This window comes from Bacillus sp. FAU18, assembly GCF_056033885.1.
This window is the reverse complement of record NZ_JBVYHZ010000004.1, coordinates 547,838-566,099: the sequence shown is the minus strand read 5'-3', so window position 1 is coordinate 566,099 and position 18,262 is coordinate 547,838. Positions and strand designations below refer to the sequence as shown.

Genomic DNA, 18,262 nt, shown 5'->3' with positions numbered 1-18,262 from the left:
GTTAACTTTAAGTGTTACCTTCACAATATGCAGGATAGAGAGGTGAAGATCATGAATATTGCTCAGGTGGCAAAGCAGTTTGGCCTGACAGCCGCAACACTCCGATATTACGAACGTGTCGGGTTGATCCCGCCGGTAAAACGAAAAGAAAGCGGCATTCGCGATTATGATGAAGAAGATATCAAATGGATTGAATTCATTAAATGCATGCGAAATGCGGGCCTATCAATAGAAGCGTTAATTGAATATACAACGTTATTTACTGAAGGAGATCGTACGGTAGAAGCCCGCAAAAATATCCTGGCTGATGAAAGACAGCGGCTGATAGAGAAGCGGAAAGAAATTGATGAAACAATTAAAAGATTAGATACAAAAATTGAAGATTATGATGGGAAATTGCGTGAAAACGAGGCAAAGCTCAAAAGCAGGCCTAAAACGGAAAGTCTTCAGGAGAAGTGACGCAAGATAGCATTCTTTGCGCCCGAGGGGGCAGGTTAAAAATAAAAATTCACCCCGCAAGAAATCATACCAAAAGAGGTGGTTACGATTCCTTATTCCATTGGAGAATTTGCAAACATCATCGGTGTGACAACAAGTACCCTCAGGTATTATGAAAAGGAAGGGCTCCTGACTCCTCATCGAAATGAGAATAATATACGGGAATTTACGGATCATGATATCGGATGGGTGCGGTATTTGCTCCATTTGAAAGATTCAGGAATGTCGATGACAGAGCTAAAACAATATACAACATGGCGAGCAATGGGTGATGAAACGATTCATGATAGGATGCATTTACTTGAAAAGCGTAAGCACTTTGTAGAATTAGAAATTCAAGCTTTACAGCAAAACCTGCATGTATTAAACCGTAAGATTGAATTCTACAAGGACCAGATGAAGGGGGATCAATATGAGTTTGTCCTTTATCCAAATGAAGAGGGAAAGCCATAAAAACAAATGGTTTAAGGCTGAAGGTGATTTTTAAAAATAAAAAATCTCTTCAGCCTTTATTGTTTAGGAATGAGGAGGAAAGCAGCTTTTATATTTGACGTTAAGTCGAAAACTTACTTTAGCTATCAAAAAACAGTTAGTATGGTCTTTAAAAAATATAAATTCCCGTTGCTCATTTAGTCAGATTTTCCCCTCAGCCGTTTAATATCTTCTTTAGGCGGAAAACCAAACATGCGGGAGTATTCACGGCTGAATTGTGATGGACTTTCATAGCCGACCCGGAATGCAGCATCTGCGGCATCTGTTGACTTCGTTAATAACAGGCGTCTGGCTTCCTGCAGTCTCAGCTGTTTTTGGAACTGAATCGGGCTCATAGCCGTCACAGCTTTAAAGTGCCTGTGCAGGGAGGAAACACTCATATTCACTATATCTGCAAGTTCCTCAGTTCGAAGGGGCCGGTCAAATTCCCTCATGATGTGTTCGATGACATCTTTGATTCGATAGGTATAGCTCCCCTCAATCGCAATTTGCTCCAGAGTTCGTCCGTGCGGCCCTTGCAGAACCCTATAGAGAATTTCCTTTGTAAATATAGGGGCAAGTACCGAGATGTCTTTCGGGGTGTCCAGCAAAAAGGCTAACCTGAGAACTGCATCCAGCAAAGCTGGCTCTATTTTACTGACAAACATAGCCCTCTCCGTGTGTTTTTTCGGCCCTGCTTGAAAGTCAGAATCACTTAAAACCTCTAAGACTTGGCTCGGAGTAAATTCTAGCTTAAGGGCCAAATAAGGCTCATCACATGAGGCTTTTATCACTCGCCCGGCAACCGGCAAGTTAACAGATGCGACAAGGTAATCAGCAGGACTGTACCTCATGCGCTCCTTTGCAAGTAATACTTCTTTTTCACCTTGAACGATCACACAAAATGATGGCTTGTAAACGCTATAAACCGGTTCGGAAGCATGAGATTCACGGATGAAAAATAAAGACGGAACAGCAGTCTTGTGAACACCGTCCCGGCATGAATAACGTTCAATGAGTTCGGTCAGCTCTTCCTGTTGTTGGGCTATTCGTACAGACATACGTCGCTCTCCTTCACTTGATATTTTTCATTATAATGCTTGTTTGCAAGTAGTGTCATTGGCTGTGAGAGGATTAGGCAATCATTTGATACAAATGGGATAACGGCTGCTTTTGCATTCATTGCATAATGAGAAGCAGATAAAAGGAAAGAGGGGACTCAAGAAATGGATTATGTAAAACTTGGACATTCCGGTTTAGAAGTCTCCAGGCTTTGTCTGGGGTGTATGAGCTTTGGTGCAGCAGAAAAGTGGGTTCATCAATGGGTACTCGATGAAGAAAAGAGCCGCCCCATCATCAAAAAAGCGCTTGAGCTTGGCATCAATTTTTTTGATACGGCGAATGTGTATTCAATGGGAGCAAGTGAAGAAATACTTGGCAGAGCGTTAAAGGATTATGCCAATCGAGATGAAATCGTGCTTGCAACGAAGGTTCATCAGCGAATGCATGAGGGCCCAAATGGTGCCGGCCTCTCACGAAAGGCGATCATGAGTGAAATTGATAAAAGTCTTAAGAGACTGGGAACAGACTATGTAGACCTTTACATCATCCACCGCTGGGATTACCATACACCCATTGAAGAAACGATGGAAGCATTGCATGATGTGGTGAAGGCCGGGAAGGCAAGGTATATTGGCGCTTCTGCGATGTATGCGTGGCAGTTCCAGAAGGCGTTACATGTTGCAGAGAAGAATGGATGGACCAAATTTGTGTCGATGCAGAATCACTTAAACCTGATATACCGAGAAGAGGAGAGGGAAATGCTGCCGCTTTGCAAAGAAGAAAAAATTGGAGTGACCCCGTACAGCCCGCTCGCATCTGGAAGATTGACACGTGAATGGTCTGAAACAACGCATCGCTCCGAAACCGATCAAATCCAGAAATCCAAATACGATGCGACTGCTGATGCTGACCGGCTGGTCGTGGAGCGGCTTGCGGCAATCGCAGAAAAACACGGAGTTTCCCGAACCCATATCGCGCTTGCTTGGCTGCTGCAGAAGAAACCAGTAACAGCTCCTATTATTGGAGCTACGAAAATGTCCCATCTCGAAAATGCTGTCAGAGCTCTATCTGTTAAGTTAACATCTGAAGACATCGCGCTTTTGGAAGAACCATATGTACCCCATCCGATAGTCGGCCACCATTAAATGCCGTTACTATGGGGATAAGGAGCATGGGAGCATGATTGAAAAACAGTATACAATTATTGCAATTACAGGGTTTGCCCGTGCAGCAACCTTGCTGGTTCGTGCAGCCTGCAAGTTTCATTCTCACGTATTTCTTCTACATCAGAAGAAATGCGTTCATCTGAAAAATCCGCCAAAGTCCCTTATTGATGTGATGTCATTAGGCATTACACCTGGTACTCACATTCAAATCAGAGCTGAAGGGATTGACGAGGAACAGGCCTTGCAAGCGATTGAAGATCAGATGAGAAAAAGCGGGTTCATAGACAGCTCATGAATCGGGCGGAGAAGGAGAAGCGGAGGAATTATTATGATTCCTCATAGTCGCCCTCACTTCTATTCAGCTTTTTCTTAACATACAGAAGCTGAAGAACAGTTGTGGCCAATCAATACTGTTCCTCAGCAAATCAGTCATTGTATGTTAAAGGGTTGGCAATTGAATGGCTGTATCAATATTTTTTAAATTCAGCTTGACTTGTTCGTCAGGGTTCCAAGGATGGTACCAGCCTTTTTCCATCATATAGCTCGAGAGTTGTTCGTGCATATCGAGTGCTTCTTCCAAATGGCGGATAAGGACTTCTTTTACTTCAGGCGTTCCGGCTTCAGTGGCTGCCATCGCATAATTTCTGACTCCGTTTTTTGCTGAAATTAATAAGTCCATAGCAATGATTTGGTCTGTTAGAACATTCATGCCAGTCAGATATTCTATGATAGGATTCATGATTTATTCATCTCCTCATTCGTGCTTTGCATTAGATAAAATAGAGGCAAATTCCTGCAGCTGGCGTGTGGTGATATCAACATCTTGCTGCATGATTTCTTTCAGCTTCGGATCAGATACCAGTGCTTTCATTGTTTTAGATTTCGTCAAACAAAGTGTCTTAAATGAAGTCATTTCCTGAACCTCAAGCACTTCGTGTAAGGCGTATTCCATTTCTGTAACCTCCGTTTTTTAAGGCTTTAACACAACTTTGATACAATCATCCATTTTTGAATCAAAAATGTCATAGCCATGCTTGGCTTCACTAAGCGGCAGGACATGGCTGACAACATCTCCCGGATCAATTTTGCCTGTCGATACTAGTTCAAACATGTACGGCATATAGTGGATCACCGGAGCCTGGCCAGAGCGTATATTGACGTTTCGCTGCATAATATCTCCTAACGGAAAACCGTTATATCTGCCTCCGTACACACCTGTAATTTGTATGGTTCCTCCTTTGCGAACAGCTTGAGAGGCAATGACCAATGCACTCATTGTTCCGCCATGAAGTTTTAATCCGCTGGCAAGGAACTCGAGATCGCTCATTTTACCATCCATCCCAACAGCGTCAATGACTACATCCGCTCCGCCTTTCGTGATTTCCTTTAAATAATTCCCTGTATTCTCATGGTCTTCAAAATTAACGATTTCTACTTTGTTTGTACGTTTCGCATGCTGTAAGCGATAGTTTACATAGTCAACTGCTATGACGCGTTTTGCGCCTTTTAGCCAACAAAACTTTTGAGCAAACAGGCCGACTGGTCCGCAGCCGAGAACGATAACTGTATCGCCTTTTTTTACGCCGGCATTATCCACACTCCAAAAGCCGGTGGTCATGGCATCGGCAATCACGCTTAATTTCTCATCGGGTTCCTCACAAGATTCAGGGATTTTAAAATGGGTAAAATTCGCAAACGGCACTCTTAAATATTCCGCTTGCCCGCCTGGATAACCGCCAGTTTGCCCTGAATAGCCGAAATAAGCACCCATTTCCCCATTGTCATTAGACTGATCACATTGGCTTTCCAGCTGGTTTTTACAAAAAAAACATTCACCGCAGGCGATCGTAAAAGGGATAATGACGCGGTCACCTTTTTTGACCTTTGTAACCCCTGGCCCAACTTCTTCAACAATTCCCATCGGTTCATGGCCGATGACATAGTCTTCATGGAGATTAGGAATCAATCCATGGATTAAGTGTAAATCTGATCCGCAAATGGCTGTACTGGTGACTTTGATAATCATGTCATCGGATTTTTCAATCTTTGGATCGGGGACATCTTTGACAACAACATTTTTAATGCCTTGATACGTTACTGCCTTCATGCTGTAAAACCTCCAGTGTTAGTGTTCATCAGGTGTCCGGTCAAACATCCCTTTGCGATTTGTTTCATCAGGAAAGAGGTTCATATTGCCGACCATGATCGTGTTTTTTGCAGAGAGCTGATCCAGCTTATACTGTTCGCTCAGCTCATATGGATGGAACCACTTTTTGCTGATCATCAGTTCCGTAATCTCTTGGTGCATCGCAATTCCTTGCATCAGCTGTTTCCGAAGCAGTGCTCTTACATCTGGTGAAGCGGTTTCTGTCAAAGCTACAGCAGTATTCCTTACGCCTTCCTTAGCTCGTATAAGAAAATCCATCGCGAATGTAGTGTCTGCTAGTTCAGGCACATTCAGCGAATTAATGGGGTCTAAATGATCATTATTCAAAGAGGCTTACCTTCCTTTCAATTGATGATTGGCGTTGGGCGGCTTTGAGGGACAGGGGCCTGAAATGAGGCACGCTCATAAACCGCTTGTAATTCAGTAAGGTCTTGAATGGATTGCTGTACATCTTTTTCCATCAAGTCCTTCAGTTCTTGGTCAAACACAAGCCCTTGCATTAACTTTGATTTCGCTATACAAAGTGTTTTAAAGTTCACGATTTCATGTAAGTCAACAGCCTCATGAGCTGCCAATGTTTGATGATCCATATTGATGTAACCTCCTTTTATCAACGTTACATTTCCCGAAATGAAGTTGAAGCATACAGAAAATACACTCGGTATCATTTTTTGTTTTAAGAATCGCTGTTTTTGCTCGTTCTTATGACATGGACTAAACTGCACTTAAATCTGAAATAAGGGTGAAGTATGGAAATTTATTTATGGAAACTTGACATAGTGCTGTCAGGTTTCTTTGGTATCATTAAATTGGATGACCAGTAAAAGTATGGTTTTATAGGAGGCACTCGATATGAAGCTGTTACAAATTAGACTGTTGGTGAATGATTTTAAGAAAAGCGTCGAGTTTTATAAAGATTCATTAGGACTTCCAATAAGTTGGTTAGAGAATGAAATGGAATATGCACTCTTTGATAATGGGGAAACGAAAATAGAGCTTTTATCTCGAGAAACGATGGCTGAAATCGTTGGAGAGGAAAAAAAGTCCTTGGAAGGAGAAGCTCAATCAAAATTTTTGCTTCAGTTTAAGGTAGAAGATGTTGATAAAACGTATGACGATTTACACGAAAAAGGAGTTAAATGTGAGAATAAACCGCATGATCGCAAGGAATGGAGTGCCCGAGTTGCTCACTTCAGAGATCCAGATCATAATCTGATTGAAATATATAAAATGTTATGATTTTTCGACTCGCAAAATCATAGAATAACGTTTGATAACGTACCTCATCATTTTTATACGCCCTGGTAAAAGAAAGCAAAGTCATAATAGGTTGCGGACACTGAACTTGCAGCATTTACGCTGATTTGTATGGTGTCCGTTTTTGATTGGTGAAAAAGGTGGAGTATCTATGAATCGAGAAGAAGCGTGGATACAAGGAAGCAGTACACTGATTGAGTTAATTGGTGGAAACGAAGCCGCTTGATCCATGTCCTTTTTCCGGATTGTCAATCGTGCAAATGATTAAGAGCCAAATTGAACACACCATCAATATCAAGCCTGAATACCATTTATTTTGTATCCTTAATTGTCGAAAACATAGGAATAATTCCACTTTTGAAAGATCTAGTTTATGGTACATTGATAAATATATGGGAGGGGAGGGGGCATGGTATCTGAAAGTAAATCCTTAACTGGATGTAAGAAAGTCAAACGTACGGCATTTATAAGGGGAGGGTATAAGGTGAATAAGTTAAAGAGGCTAAGTATGCTAACGGTGATGATTGCATCTTTGTTCATTTTTTCTAGCCATGCACTTGCAGCTCAGTATTATACGGTTTCAACAAGCAGCGGTGCTCCTGTCAATATGCGCAGCGGCCCAGGTACAAGTTGGGGAATTGTAACGACCATTCCGAGTGGAACCCGCATCCCGATCTATTGCTACAAAACCGGTACAACTGTAACTGGAAAGTATGGAACGAGTAATATTTGGAATTACACAGAGCGGACGCTTGCCAGCGGGGAGATCGTTCCTGGATTTGTCTCTGATACATATATGTATACAGGCTCAGACGGTCCGGTTGTTCCTAAATGCAGCTGGTAGCATTGTTCTATTGTTTCTTAAAATGAAGGAATTGAAGAAAGAGGGATGACATTGACTAAACTGAAAATGCTGAGTATGTTAACCGTTATGATTGCATCTTTATTCATTTTTTCCAGTCAGGCACTTGCCGTTCAGTACTTTACTGTCTCAACAAGCAGCGGTGCGCCTGTCAATATGCGCAGCGGTCCTGGTACAAATTATCCTATTATGCTTTCCATTCCGAGCGGCTCCCGTGTTCCTTATTATTGTTACGCTTATGGAACGACTGTTACAGGGAAGTATGGAACGAGTAATATCTGGGACCAAATCCAGTGGAAAGATTCCCGGGGTGTCGTGAATATTGGATATGTTTCTGACACATATGTGTACACAGGTTCAGACGGCCCTGTCGGTTACAAATGCAATTAGCTAAATACTCCGTACAATAGAATCTCTTCTTAAGGGCCTATCTAGGACGAACCATACCAACAACAATAGTTGGTATGGTTTTTGTTGCGATGAAGTCTTCCATACCTGCATTTGTGGTGATTTTCAAAAGAGATTCATGATGTTAGACACTGGTTGTTGTTGAGGACAACATAACGAGCCGCTTTAGAGTTGTATCTAATGGTATAAAATACGGAATTAAGATAGGAAATAATCAATAGGAGAACGTAATGTACAAACCTATTTTTCGATGAAATTCCTAATATCACTTTGGTTAAACATCTCACATTGCGTTCTCGTTAGTGAAAAGTTCTTTTTACGCTTCGTGAAATCTTCTCTAATTCTATAGTTAGTTTTACCTGTCCTATTTTGAACACGTATGTTTCTTTTCTTTTTCTAACATGTCGTGTAACCTCTCAGAAAATTCTTTATGGTACATTGTGTACCCCGTATGATTTCCGGGGAATTCAACCAATTCTGTTTCCAATAGTTCCGCTAGGGCGTTCGCGCAACGATAAGGAAAAAGCTCCCGAGAAGCACTTCCGCCAGCTGGGAGTACCTTTATCGGTGAAGATGTAAACACAGTTTTTAATGCTTCGAAATCTAATGTATAGCTGAGAATTTCTTGAATTTCATACTCAGTGAAATACGTTGAATTGCCGAGAAGCCGCTTTGTCAGCACAGCCTTTGATTGTTCGTCTGTCTCTAATCTTGACATTAACTTAATGACTTCACTTCGATGATTTTTCTTAAGGTCTTCCATGAATTGCTCGGCTTGTTTCAGCTCATTTCCATGCAGAAGCTGCAATAAGATTGGTTCGTGTGGGATCATGACATGTACTTGTTCGGGATGGCGTATGCACAGATCAAGCCCGATAACAGCCCCGGAGCTGCTTCCAAATACGTATGCCGGCTTATTGGTGATTTTGGCTAGAAGACGGTGAGCATCGTCACTGTGTGTTTCCACACGGTAATCCTCAATCTGATTGGCGAGATTGCTGCGGGAATGGCCGCGGCGATCGTAAGTAACAACCGAGTACCAGTTAGCCAGATGATTGGCAACTTGATGGAACTTGTCGGCATCACCGCCTCCGCCATGAACCAAAAGAATGATGGGACCTGAGCCACGCACCTGATAGTGGATGTTCGCGCCGGGTACTTGCAACGTTCCATTGTTTATCGTCATTTGTAGGACCTTCCTTTCTTCTCATCTCCCTTAACTTTACACAATTGGCCAATGGTATCATATGCAGGAAATAACTAAGAAACAAACTCGCCATATAAAAAGCACTGATTATTTTTCATCAGTGCTTCCGTTTTGTTTATTTAGAGTAGACAATTTTTTTTATTGTTTCAATAGAGAGGTGATATTCATAAGATAAATTATGAATGGTTTTGCCGTTTTTAAATGCTTTTTTAATAGAAGCGTTTCTGTCATCGATCAGCTTTCTTGTTCCTGAACACGCACCCCATTTTTGATGAGAGGATTCAGGTTTAGGGATATATATTGTTTTTCCTTGAACATACTTTTGAATTTCCGATATCAGCTTTTCAGGTAAAATAGCGGTTGCTTTTACATATGCCATTTCTGCCAGCTCCTTATTTTTTTATGTCAAATAAGGTGCAAAGCCACTATATCAGAAAAGCTTACTTGGGCGATCTTTTAGAAAGTCTACCCCATGCAAAGTATCGCCTTCCCAATAATAGGCTTTGCATGGGACGTTGCGGAATCTGGCATTCTCATCTTGCTTGCCATTTACATCACCTCCCTAACGATTTTCGATGATCATTTCCATTATAAAATAGAGTAAAGCCTTATGGCATCTTGTTAATTAAAGTTGAAGCAGTATGAAAATCAAGGGACCTTCCAAGTGAGAGGGGCTAAGGCTGATTGGCAATCAAAAGAGTAAGATTCAAGCTATATTACTTTAGATTCAAAATATTGACAAATTGATGTATTTTCAACAATAGGGCAGTCTCTTCATGTATACTGAGTCTGTATTTACAATATTTAGAAAGGGGAAGTGCAATGAAAATCAGTATGCAAACAGCAGATTTTTGGAAAAAGACAGCGATCTCATTACTTGTTTTCACCATGTTTTTTACCCTGATGATGAGCGAAACGGTTTTTGCGGCGGGACTGAATAAAGATCAAAAGCGCCGGGCGGAACAGCTGACAAGTATCTTTGAAAACGGCACAACGGAGATCCAATATGGATATGTAGAGCGATTGGATGACGGGCGAGGCTATACATGCGGACGGGCAGGCTTTACAACGGCTACCGGGGATGCATTGGAAGTAGTGGAAGTATACACAAAGGCAGTTCCGAATAACAAACTGAAAAAGTATCTGCCTGAATTGCGCCGTCTGGCCAAGGAAGAAAGCGATGATACAAGCAATCTCAAGGGATTCGCTTCTGCCTGGAAGTCGCTTGCGAATGATAAGGAATTTCGCGCCGCCCAAGACAAAGTAAATGACCGTTTGTATTATCAGCCTGCCATGAAACGATCGGATAATGCCGGACTAAAAACAGCATTGGCAAGAGCTGTGATGTACGATACGGTTATTCAGCATGGCGATGGTGATGACCCTGACTCTTTTTATGCCTTGATTAAACGTACGAACAAAAAAGCGGGCGGATCACCTAAAGACGGAATAGACGAGAAGAAGTGGTTAAATAAATTCTTGGACGTACGCTATGACGATCTGATGAATCCGGCCAATCATGACACCCGTGACGAATGGAGAGAATCAGTTGCCCGTGTGGACGTGCTTCGCTCTATCGCCAAGGAGAACAACTATAATCTAAACGGACCAATTCATGTTCGTTCAAACGAGTACGGTAATTTCGTAATCAAATAAGCATTAAATGAATAAAACGGCAGCATTTTTGTCGATGTTTAGCCAGCATTTTCAGCATGATGCGGAAAAGACAAGAGACAAACAAGCTCTTGTCTTTCCTAATATGATAGTTCAGTATAAATATATAAGAAAAATGTCAGTATTGAGTAATGAATGTATCACCAGGCGTATGCCTCAGGTGTCTCTCCTCCAGGTCCGGGAAAGATATCATTTAACATGCGGAGAATCTCCTTATCCAGACTGATTTCAACGGCTTTTATCGTATCACGCAGCTGCTCAACCGTTCGTGGTCCAATGATCGGCGCAGTTAAAACTGGATTCGCCAGCACCCATGCCAAAGCCACATTTGCTTCTTTTTCTCCTAGTTCTTTGCATAAATCTGAAAATTTCTCGAGTTGCAAACGATGTTTTTCAATTAAATCTGCTCTTTTTGCTGTACGAGTTCCGGCATTGCTTTTCAATGCCTTCCCGCCAAGAAGCCCTCCTGCAAGGGGACTCCACGCCACTACTCCTAAACCAAGATCCCGTGCAGCCGGCAGCACTTCCATCTCAGCTGTTCGTTCTAATAAACTATACTTGTGCTGTTCAGTGACGAGTCCCATGAATCGCCGTTTTTCAGCTTCAGCTTGCGCTTTAACTAAATGCCAGCCTGCAAAGTTACTGGATCCAATATAGTCTACTTTGCCGGAGCGAACCTGAGTCTCAAAAGCTTCCCATATCTCATCCCACGGTGTCCGCCTATCGATATGATGCATTTGGTACAATTCGATATGATCTGTCTGAAGCCGCTTCAGTGATCCTTCCAGATGACGTCTGATTTTGTATAGAGACAAGCCCCTCATATCATTTGGTCCGTCATTCGGATCAGAAATCGGTTCATATACTTTTGTCGCCAGAACAACTTTCTCGCGGCGCTGTCCTCCTTGTGCAAACCATTTTCCAATGATGCTCTCTGTCAATCCTGCGTTTTCGCCCCAGCCGTAAATATTGGCAGTATCAAAAAATTGAATGCCGTTATCAAGCGCTTCATCCATGATACGGAACGCAGTCTTTTCGTCTGTATCAACTCCAAAATTCATCGTGCCTAAACATAAACGGCTCACCCGCAATCCTGTTCTCCCTAAATAGGTATACTCCACAACAAACCTCTCCTTTATCATTATTTTTTGCAACAGCTGCAATACAGTTGATTCAACAATTGTTTCGCTCTTTGTTACGATTAAAAAGACGAAGCAAATGTAAAACAGACGCAAAATTATAGGAGGTTTTTTCAAATGAATATAGAGGATCTATGGGATCAATTTCATCAGCCGTTAAAAATATATATTTCACATAGGGTTAACGATCAATCTAACGTTGATGATCTCTTGCAAATCGTATTTATGAAAATACAAGTGCATCTCCCAAATCTGATCGATGAACAAAAGATCGACAGCTGGATTTATCGGATCACTAGAAATACGATTATTGATTTTTACCGTACAAAAAAAACAAGCGAAATATTGCCTGATGTTCTACATTTTAATGACAGTGCAGAGGAAGAAAATTTCACCAAGGAAGCAGCTGTGTGTATTCGATCGACCATCAAACGGTTGCCTGAAAAGTATCGAGAGGCTCTCGAGTTAACTGAATTCCAGGGGTTATCACAAAAAGAGTTGAGTGAAAAGCTCGGCATTTCTTACTCGGGAGCAAAATCAAGGGTACAACGCGGACGGAGAAAATTAAAACAGCTGCTTGAGGGGTGCTGTCATATTGAAGCGGATCGATATGGAAATATCGTAGACTTTCGTATTTTAAAGGAATAACTGATGAACAAAGTCAGTTATTCCTTTAAAATAGGCCATCCGCATGAAGAGCATTTTCCCTTTGATGTTTGTAAGAGATGTATGTATAATATAAATCGTAACGTTTTCGATTTAATAAAAAAGGAGTGTTGGAATGAACATTTTATTTTCAAAGCCGCTAGGCATATTAACGATTGGTTCATTACTAGTTTTGGCAGGATGTCAGACTTCCGGTTCTTCTGCAGGTGAGTCTAATCAAACAACATCATCCTCAGCAGTTGAAGAAGACTCTTCCAAAACGCAAGAGCAAACATCTGACAGTCATACACACGAACATTCTCACGATCATAGTCATGCGCATGATGAAGAAACAGAAAAAATATATGAAGGCTATTTTAAAAACAGCCAAGTAAAGGATCGCTTACTTTCTGATTGGGAAGGAGATTGGCAATCTGTATATCCATACCTGCAAGATGGTACTCTTGACGAAGTGTTTTCATATAAATCAGAATACGAAGGCGGCAAGACAGCTGAAGAATATAAAGAGTATTATAAAAAAGGCTATCAAACAGATGTTGACCGTATTGTAATCCAGAAAGATACTGTAACGTTCTTCAAAAATGGAAAAGAATATTCTGGTAAGTATACGTATGACGGATACGAAATTCTAACCTATGATGCGGGCAATAGAGGGGTAAGATACATATTCAAACTAGCTAAAAAAGCAGAAGGGCTGCCTCAGTATATTCAGTTTAGTGATCATAGTATTTACCCGACTAAAGCTAGTCATTACCATCTCTATTGGGGGGACGACCGTGAAGCTTTACTTGATGAAGTCAAAAACTGGCCTACCTACTACCCGTCAAAAATGGATGGACACGATATTGCCCATGAGATGATGGCTCATTAAATGATGATTACTCTATTAAAGTTGTTCTGCCATAGCCATTTTTTCTGTGGAGAATTGATAGAATGGGGAAAAAACTGATTGAGACCATTCAGGATCCGCCACATTATTGTGACGTGCATACCTTGAGTTCATCCCACATGAAGAGTAGAAGAAACCTATTTCAAAATAAAATCATTGGATGTATGGCAGTGGATTCCGCTTGAAATCTATAGGCTTATATAAAGCAAAAAAGAGACCCAAAGACCGCAAAGCTTCTTCAAGAAAGCTTTGCGGTCTTTTATATGATTCATCTCACCATAAAAAGGTATTTCAACTTTCTCTTTTGATCGACAATAGTCCATAAAGAGAAGAACATTTCCCTCACAAGTCGCGGCAGTAATCTTCATAGGTGTGTTTGCATGGCCCCACTTTAATGGTTTTGTTTAAAAAATCTAATAAAAAACAGACGCCATAAAGATTTCTTATGGCGTCTGATGGATATGAGGTAAGGTGTGTTCTTAATAGCCACCAAAGAAAGATGTCCCAACGATGATTAATAGGATGAATAGAACTACAATTAATGGAAATGACCTCATAACATCACCTTCCTTAAAAGAGGATAGTACATGATATGCAGATCGAGCTTATTCGATAGTGATACTAGTTTAATTGATGTAAAAATATTTTTTAGCCTAAGGCTGGACTGCTAACTGATCTATATTAGTTATGGGATCATACTTATCATTTTGGAATGAATCCGTTTCAAAGTGATGTGTTGTTCTCGGCCAATCGCTGGCTAATCTTCCTGATGCAATCGAGCTATATGAAGACATCCCTCTTTTATGGAATTACACCCAAAACTTCTCTCTCTTGCAGACCCTTAATCATTTGACTTGCATATCGAGCGTAAGCATGCCTCATCTAATAATAAAGTGCACCATCTGCCATTTGTTTTAACATTTTTAAGACAGTGATGCACACCTTTTGCGTTGAGCAAATGGAACAGGTTCAGAAGGGGCGAGCTGCTCCTTACTTTACCCAGATAAAAGACGGAGATAGACGGCATGTACCGAAGCTAACTGAAAGTTAAATTGAAATGAAAAAAGGGGCATGTTAAGCCCCCTTTAAGACTATCGAGAGCTTCTCAATAGCCTAACGCATTTTATGTTTAACATGTTTTAATTTTTCACAACGGATAAACTGACACTGTTGCCTGAGACTGTTACTTTAGCGAAGTCTTGTGTATCAATTACAGGTGTTATTGCTTTGTTGTCGATGGTGATGTTTGTAAAAGATGTTGAAAAGTTTGATTTGATAGATTGGCGTGACCCTGTTGTAGCAACTGTAGCGAGCGCTTTCCATTTGGAGATGGAGCCGACATTTGTTTTGCTGATTTCTGAAATGAGACGGCCGTTGTATCCCGCATTGTTCGTGCCCCAGTATGTAGCGCGGGTATTGCCGTTAAGGTTTTTGTAGATGGTAAGTTGTACGGTGCTGCCGGGACGGAAGCCTTTCGTATTCGTGAATTGGCTTCCTCCTTCGAGGTACTGAACCTGATCCTGCCCTTTTGAACCAACTTTCATATATGGTTTCCATACATTATATTTATCACTGTACTGAAACCCGATATCGGATTCTGTGCCTCCGCTAAAGCCAGAGTAGATATAGGCTGTCCCATTTGAAACCTGAATGGAGCTAGGAAGCTGGATTTTTGTAACAAAAATTGCACCAGTGCTGTTCAAGTAAGCCCTTCCGCCGATTCCATCAGTTAGCTGTGATGCAGCTTCTGCGGTTTTTGGACTAATAATACCCGGCACATCTACTGCACATGTGCCAAAAAGCACAGTTGCCGTAAGCGCACCCGCAAGCAGTCCTTTTTTTATCATCATTATTTCCCCCTATCATTATAATTAGAAAGCGTTATCATCTTGTATTATAAAACATTATGAAAATAATTCCATAATAAACATGAAAATAGACACAGAATTTACACATTATGACTTTGTGTATCTGGCAAACGGTCGATTCGCAATCTCGAAAAATGTCCCGTGAAGTGTACATGTTACGATAACTTTTCAATCGATACTTGTGCTTTATTGAAATAGAAAAGCCTAGAGATGGGGTAGAAATAAGAGGGGAAAGAGCGAAAACACTGTAATCAGATATGTGTGTATAACTCAATTGTTTGTTAGAAAAAAAGTGGGCTTTTTAAGCCCGCTTCTTAGTTCATGTTTTTCTTCAGGAGATTGTCTTTTTCATTTACATTGGATAACAAACCCGAGAATTCATACTTCTCTCTTTTGTAAATTTACTGAAAAATTGTTTATAACCAGAGCCCCTTACATTCAATGTCCAACATGACTCTTTTGAGTTTCATCTAATATTTCAAACAATCTTTTGTACTTTGATATGACTTCTTGGTCTACAATTTTATGGCCAGAATTGAAAAAGGTGATTGAGCCCGATCCTTTACCAAGCTGATTACGATCTGCAAGAACTTTTTTCAACTGTTTTGCAGTACCGACACTGCCTGAAATAATATCAACTTTTATCCCAAACAGTTTTTCAAAACTGTTTTTGAAAAACGGAAAATGAGTGCATCCTAACACAATCGTTCCGTATTGTTTCAAATCAAAAGAAGATAGTTCGTTCTTTAGATATTTAATGATTTTGTCTTCACTAAAATCAAAGTTCTCAGCAAATTCAACTAGTCCTGGAAGAGCTAAGCAATCAACAAGGTCATGTGATCAATTTCTTTAACTAGATTATGAAATTTCTCTTCTTTAAGCGTCAAATTAGTAGCAACTACGAGAACTCTTTTTCTTTCCTCTGTACATTTATTTATAGCAGGCTTTACAGCGGGTTCGATTCCGATTATCGGAAAGTCGAAGTTTCTCCGAAGATCCTCTATCGCAATGCTAGTAGCTGTATTACACGCAATAACAAGAGCTTTGATATTTTGACTGGCCAGGAATTCAGCTGCATTGAAAATATATTCTTTCACTTTACCCTTTGATTTTTCACCGTATGGAACGTTTAACGTATCTGAATAAAAAATGTAATCTTCATAAGGAAGAACTTTTATGGCCTCATACAATACAGTCATGCCACCAATTCCAGAATCAAAAAATCCTATTTTCATCACTTCTCACGCTTTCTGTCTCATTCTTTTTTTATCATATGACTTTATATCATCTGAATCAAACGAAAAACAACCATTTTACTATTCGAATGTAATATGGGAGCTATCGATTTTTCGAATAGATAGCAAAACTTGAGAAGAGGAGATAAGATCGAAATGTTGGTGATGTATTGTGGTTGTGGTGAAATCATTAAGATCGCATCGTATCAGTGGGATGATTGATAACCCGAATCAATTAGCTTTGAAAATGTAGGAGTATTGAGATTTCCAGAGTCAGAGGATGAAATTACAAAAAAAAAAGCAAACTGCCTGTCGAAGTTTGCTTTTTGCTCTATCAATGAGGTGCGCCGATGCATTTCATTGTTGATATAGCAGCAAAAAAGCAAACTTCGATATGTAGTTTGCTTTTTTCTTCGTGATTTTGCACTCTGAATCGTTAAACCTAGTCGATATTAGGATGTAGATTTTCCTCATCCAAAGAATTTTGAACGAAGATCATTGCCCTAGACACTTGGTTGCGTCTTGAAGTTAAAGGCTGACTATTTCCTAAAGAGTCAATCGCTCTCACAAATATTAAATATTCACCTACAGATTTCGGGTACCAACGGAAAGAGAATTTCTGCCACTCTACACTCTTACGGCCTTCAACCTTGGCTTCTTTCCAATTCTCTCCTCCATCAGTAGATACTTCAACTGATACAATTGGATTTTCTGCCCATGTCCAACCGAAAATATCAATCTCTTCAAGTTCAACCAATTGTCCATTCTGCGGATGTACAATAATACTGTTTGGGCTAACAGTCCATACCGGTGACTCTTTTAGTTGTCCATCTACTACTTCCCGGTCAACATAATATTTGGTAGTGAAAGCACTGTTGCTTCGGGAGTCTGAAACAGTCAAATGAGTCAGCCATTTTGTGGAATTAGTTCCATAATAGCCGGGAACAACAAGTCGAACAGGACCTCCTCTCTCTACAGTTAACGGCTCATTGTTAATTTCCAAAGCTATTAATACATTTGGATTTAACGCCTTTGCTAGGGGGAGATCTTTCTCGTATTCTGAATAGTATTCTTGGTTGTAAACTCCTTGATCAATACCTTTTGAGATAACATAGCATGCCTCTTCTTTTACACCTACCACACTTAATAAATCTGTGAGTCTGACTCCTTTCCAAACAACGTTTCCAACTCTCCGTTGCGGCACTTTTGGATTAAGGGGATTTCCTGCACACTCATGAAACGCCATTACAGATGTTTGTGGAAATGCTTTTAAATCTTCCAAACTGAATTGATTCGGTCTATCAACCATTCCGTTGATACTTAGCATCCATTCACGATTATTAATATCAGGAATACCAAGATGCCATACTTTGAATAAATCCGCTTCCCTAGTAATTTTTCTCGAAAGGCTGTCTTTATCTTGATTTTGAATGAGCCCAAAACCTGAAAACTTCATTGGTTGATTCGATTTTGATGACTTCACCATATTACACCACCAACATTTTTTAAACATTTCCACCCTATCTCTCCCTTCTGAAGTTTTGCTCTAAGGTAACATATTGAATTAAAACTATCCTATTCGAAAAATAGATATCTCCCATATTAAATTCGAATATTAAAATGGTTCTTTTTCGTTTGATTAAGATGATATGAAGTCATATGATAAAAAAAGAATGAGATAGAAAGCGTGAAA

At 40.4% G+C, this 18,262-nt stretch carries 23 protein-coding genes and 3 pseudogenes; 12 read left to right on the top strand and 14 right to left on the bottom strand.

Translation table 11 applies throughout. The annotated features are described in order from the left end of the window. Positions 1 to 51 precede the first annotated feature (51 nt). Positions 52 to 459 (top strand): aldehyde stress transcriptional regulator AdhR, encoded by a 408-nt coding sequence (gene adhR / locus AC0OMU_RS14005; protein ID WP_181219853.1) that lies wholly within the window; start codon positions 52 to 54, stop codon positions 457 to 459. Between the two features lie 78 nt (positions 460 to 537). Further along, entirely contained in the window at positions 538 to 951 is a 414-nt protein-coding gene (locus tag AC0OMU_RS14000; protein WP_436835276.1) for a MerR family transcriptional regulator, read from the top strand. A 176-nt stretch (positions 952 to 1,127) separates the two neighbouring features. On the opposite strand, the gene AC0OMU_RS13995 is transcribed toward AC0OMU_RS14000, so the two are convergent. Next, a complete protein-coding gene (locus AC0OMU_RS13995; protein ID WP_181219851.1) occupies positions 1,128 to 2,030 on the bottom strand; it encodes an AraC family transcriptional regulator in 903 nt (300 codons plus the stop codon). Positions 2,031 to 2,195: 165 nt separating this feature from the next. Here AC0OMU_RS13995 and AC0OMU_RS13990 point away from each other — a divergent pair, with 165 nt between their 5' ends. After that, entirely contained in the window at positions 2,196 to 3,176 is a 981-nt protein-coding gene (locus AC0OMU_RS13990) for an aldo/keto reductase (RefSeq protein ID WP_181219849.1), read from the top strand. Positions 3,177 to 3,210: 34 nt separating this feature from the next. Then, positions 3,211 to 3,492, top strand: a complete 282-nt coding sequence (locus AC0OMU_RS13985) for an HPr family phosphocarrier protein (protein WP_181219846.1) — start codon at positions 3,211 to 3,213, stop codon at positions 3,490 to 3,492. A 144-nt stretch (positions 3,493 to 3,636) separates the two neighbouring features. Here the strand turns inward: AC0OMU_RS13985 and AC0OMU_RS13980 are convergent, their stop codons facing one another. From AC0OMU_RS13980 to AC0OMU_RS13960, 5 genes are read right to left on the bottom strand one after another with little or no spacing between them, the layout of a single operon-like run. Beyond that, positions 3,637 to 3,936 (bottom strand): spore coat protein, encoded by a 300-nt coding sequence (locus tag AC0OMU_RS13980; RefSeq protein WP_003246006.1) that lies wholly within the window; start codon positions 3,934 to 3,936, stop codon positions 3,637 to 3,639. A 15-nt stretch (positions 3,937 to 3,951) separates the two neighbouring features. Further along, positions 3,952 to 4,149, bottom strand: coding sequence for a hypothetical protein (locus tag AC0OMU_RS13975; RefSeq protein WP_021480190.1), 198 nt, complete (start codon positions 4,147 to 4,149; stop codon positions 3,952 to 3,954). A gap of 18 nt (positions 4,150 to 4,167) precedes the next feature. Beyond that, positions 4,168 to 5,304 (bottom strand): zinc-dependent alcohol dehydrogenase, encoded by a 1,137-nt coding sequence (locus tag AC0OMU_RS13970; protein ID WP_021480189.1) that lies wholly within the window; start codon positions 5,302 to 5,304, stop codon positions 4,168 to 4,170. Positions 5,305 to 5,322: 18 nt separating this feature from the next. After that, positions 5,323 to 5,691: a spore coat protein gene (locus AC0OMU_RS13965; protein WP_009967868.1), complete on the bottom strand. Its 369-nt coding sequence runs from the start codon at positions 5,689 to 5,691 to the stop codon at positions 5,323 to 5,325. A 17-nt stretch (positions 5,692 to 5,708) separates the two neighbouring features. Then, positions 5,709 to 5,954 carry a spore coat protein F-like protein YraG gene (locus AC0OMU_RS13960; RefSeq protein WP_003229845.1) on the bottom strand — a complete coding sequence of 82 codons (246 nt, stop codon included), beginning with the start codon at positions 5,952 to 5,954 and terminating at the stop codon, positions 5,709 to 5,711. 262 nt (positions 5,955 to 6,216) lie between these two features. On the opposite strand from AC0OMU_RS13960, the gene AC0OMU_RS13955 reads away from it, so the two are divergent. The 4 genes from AC0OMU_RS13955 (at position 6,217) to AC0OMU_RS13940 (ending at position 7,873) form a co-directional block, all read left to right on the top strand. After that, positions 6,217 to 6,603: a VOC family protein gene (locus tag AC0OMU_RS13955; RefSeq protein WP_004398984.1), complete on the top strand. Its 387-nt coding sequence runs from the start codon at positions 6,217 to 6,219 to the stop codon at positions 6,601 to 6,603. Positions 6,604 to 6,745: 142 nt separating this feature from the next. Then, positions 6,746 to 6,847, top strand: a complete 102-nt coding sequence (locus tag AC0OMU_RS13950; protein ID WP_119123071.1) for a hypothetical protein — start codon at positions 6,746 to 6,748, stop codon at positions 6,845 to 6,847. A 258-nt stretch (positions 6,848 to 7,105) separates the two neighbouring features. Further along, entirely contained in the window at positions 7,106 to 7,465 is a 360-nt protein-coding gene (locus AC0OMU_RS13945; RefSeq protein WP_119899611.1) for an SH3 domain-containing protein, read from the top strand. Positions 7,466 to 7,516: 51 nt separating this feature from the next. Beyond that, positions 7,517 to 7,873 carry an SH3 domain-containing protein gene (locus AC0OMU_RS13940; RefSeq protein ID WP_004398671.1) on the top strand — a complete coding sequence of 119 codons (357 nt, stop codon included), beginning with the start codon at positions 7,517 to 7,519 and terminating at the stop codon, positions 7,871 to 7,873. A gap of 382 nt (positions 7,874 to 8,255) precedes the next feature. Here the strand turns inward: AC0OMU_RS13940 and AC0OMU_RS13935 are convergent, their stop codons facing one another. Further along, the gene (locus tag AC0OMU_RS13935) at positions 8,256 to 9,077 is read right to left on the bottom strand and encodes an alpha/beta hydrolase (protein WP_474241244.1); all 822 of its coding nucleotides are present in this window, start codon (positions 9,075 to 9,077) and stop codon (positions 8,256 to 8,258) included. 136 nt (positions 9,078 to 9,213) lie between these two features. Beyond that, the gene (locus AC0OMU_RS13930) at positions 9,214 to 9,477 is read right to left on the bottom strand and encodes a CD3324 family protein (protein WP_474241243.1); all 264 of its coding nucleotides are present in this window, start codon (positions 9,475 to 9,477) and stop codon (positions 9,214 to 9,216) included. 443 nt (positions 9,478 to 9,920) lie between these two features. Here AC0OMU_RS13930 and csn point away from each other — a divergent pair, with 443 nt between their 5' ends. Further along, a complete protein-coding gene (gene csn, locus AC0OMU_RS13925; protein WP_047182934.1) occupies positions 9,921 to 10,754 on the top strand; it encodes a chitosanase in 834 nt (277 codons plus the stop codon). A gap of 158 nt (positions 10,755 to 10,912) precedes the next feature. Here csn and AC0OMU_RS13920 read toward each other — a convergent pair whose 3' ends face one another. Continuing rightward, the gene (locus tag AC0OMU_RS13920; RefSeq protein WP_474241242.1) at positions 10,913 to 11,893 is read right to left on the bottom strand and encodes an aldo/keto reductase; all 981 of its coding nucleotides are present in this window, start codon (positions 11,891 to 11,893) and stop codon (positions 10,913 to 10,915) included. 135 nt (positions 11,894 to 12,028) lie between these two features. On the opposite strand from AC0OMU_RS13920, the gene sigZ reads away from it, so the two are divergent. From sigZ to AC0OMU_RS13905, 3 genes and pseudogenes are all read left to right on the top strand, one after another. Then, positions 12,029 to 12,559 (top strand): RNA polymerase sigma factor SigZ, encoded by a 531-nt coding sequence (gene sigZ, locus AC0OMU_RS13915; protein WP_474241241.1) that lies wholly within the window; start codon positions 12,029 to 12,031, stop codon positions 12,557 to 12,559. Positions 12,560 to 12,692: 133 nt separating this feature from the next. Then, on the top strand, positions 12,693 to 13,448 hold the full coding sequence (locus tag AC0OMU_RS13910) for a metal-binding protein ZinT (protein ID WP_322839720.1): 756 nt from the start codon (positions 12,693 to 12,695) through the stop codon (positions 13,446 to 13,448). 62 nt (positions 13,449 to 13,510) lie between these two features. Further along, a pseudogene (locus AC0OMU_RS13905) lies at positions 13,511 to 13,670 on the top strand (hypothetical protein). Positions 13,671 to 13,945: 275 nt separating this feature from the next. On the opposite strand, the gene AC0OMU_RS13900 reads toward AC0OMU_RS13905, so the two are convergent. The 5 genes and pseudogenes from AC0OMU_RS13900 to AC0OMU_RS13880 all read right to left on the bottom strand — a co-directional run. Then, entirely contained in the window at positions 13,946 to 14,023 is a 78-nt protein-coding gene (locus tag AC0OMU_RS13900; RefSeq protein WP_072175780.1) for a YjcZ family sporulation protein, read from the bottom strand. A 582-nt stretch (positions 14,024 to 14,605) separates the two neighbouring features. Further along, positions 14,606 to 15,313: a YrpD family protein gene (locus AC0OMU_RS13895; RefSeq protein WP_076458184.1), complete on the bottom strand. Its 708-nt coding sequence runs from the start codon at positions 15,311 to 15,313 to the stop codon at positions 14,606 to 14,608. 459 nt (positions 15,314 to 15,772) lie between these two features. After that, a pseudogene (murI, locus tag AC0OMU_RS13890) lies at positions 15,773 to 16,569 on the bottom strand (glutamate racemase). Positions 16,570 to 17,011: 442 nt separating this feature from the next. Further along, positions 17,012 to 17,326, bottom strand: a complete 315-nt coding sequence (locus tag AC0OMU_RS13885; RefSeq protein ID WP_474241581.1) for a hypothetical protein — start codon at positions 17,324 to 17,326, stop codon at positions 17,012 to 17,014. Between the two features lie 126 nt (positions 17,327 to 17,452). Then, positions 17,453 to 18,025: pseudogene (locus tag AC0OMU_RS13880) on the bottom strand (molybdopterin-dependent oxidoreductase); the annotation flags it as partial. Between the last annotated feature and the right edge of the window lie 237 nt (positions 18,026 to 18,262).

Coding starts and splice junctions, on each gene's coding strand:
- adhR (WP_181219853.1), top strand. CDS start 52: ATGAATATTGCTCAGGTGGCAAAGCAGTTTGGCCTGACAGCCGCAACA.
- AC0OMU_RS13995 (WP_181219851.1), bottom strand. CDS start 2,030: ATGTCTGTACGAATAGCCCAACAACAGGAAGAGCTGACCGAACTCATT.
- AC0OMU_RS13990 (WP_181219849.1), top strand. CDS start 2,196: ATGGATTATGTAAAACTTGGACATTCCGGTTTAGAAGTCTCCAGGCTT.
- AC0OMU_RS13985 (WP_181219846.1), top strand. CDS start 3,211: ATGATTGAAAAACAGTATACAATTATTGCAATTACAGGGTTTGCCCGT.
- AC0OMU_RS13980 (WP_003246006.1), bottom strand. CDS start 3,936: ATGAATCCTATCATAGAATATCTGACTGGCATGAATGTTCTAACAGAC.
- AC0OMU_RS13975 (WP_021480190.1), bottom strand. CDS start 4,149: ATGGAATACGCCTTACACGAAGTGCTTGAGGTTCAGGAAATGACTTCA.
- AC0OMU_RS13970 (WP_021480189.1), bottom strand. CDS start 5,304: ATGAAGGCAGTAACGTATCAAGGCATTAAAAATGTTGTTGTCAAAGAT.
- AC0OMU_RS13960 (WP_003229845.1), bottom strand. CDS start 5,954: ATGGATCATCAAACATTGGCAGCTCATGAGGCTGTTGACTTACATGAA.
- AC0OMU_RS13955 (WP_004398984.1), top strand. CDS start 6,217: ATGAAGCTGTTACAAATTAGACTGTTGGTGAATGATTTTAAGAAAAGC.
- AC0OMU_RS13935 (WP_474241244.1), bottom strand. CDS start 9,077: ATGACGATAAACAATGGAACGTTGCAAGTACCCGGCGCGAACATCCAC.
- AC0OMU_RS13930 (WP_474241243.1), bottom strand. CDS start 9,477: ATGGCATATGTAAAAGCAACCGCTATTTTACCTGAAAAGCTGATATCG.
- csn (WP_047182934.1), top strand. CDS start 9,921: ATGAAAATCAGTATGCAAACAGCAGATTTTTGGAAAAAGACAGCGATC.
- sigZ (WP_474241241.1), top strand. CDS start 12,029: ATGAATATAGAGGATCTATGGGATCAATTTCATCAGCCGTTAAAAATA.
- AC0OMU_RS13910 (WP_322839720.1), top strand. CDS start 12,693: ATGAACATTTTATTTTCAAAGCCGCTAGGCATATTAACGATTGGTTCA.
- AC0OMU_RS13900 (WP_072175780.1), bottom strand. CDS start 14,023: ATGAGGTCATTTCCATTAATTGTAGTTCTATTCATCCTATTAATCATC.
- AC0OMU_RS13895 (WP_076458184.1), bottom strand. CDS start 15,313: ATGATAAAAAAAGGACTGCTTGCGGGTGCGCTTACGGCAACTGTGCTT.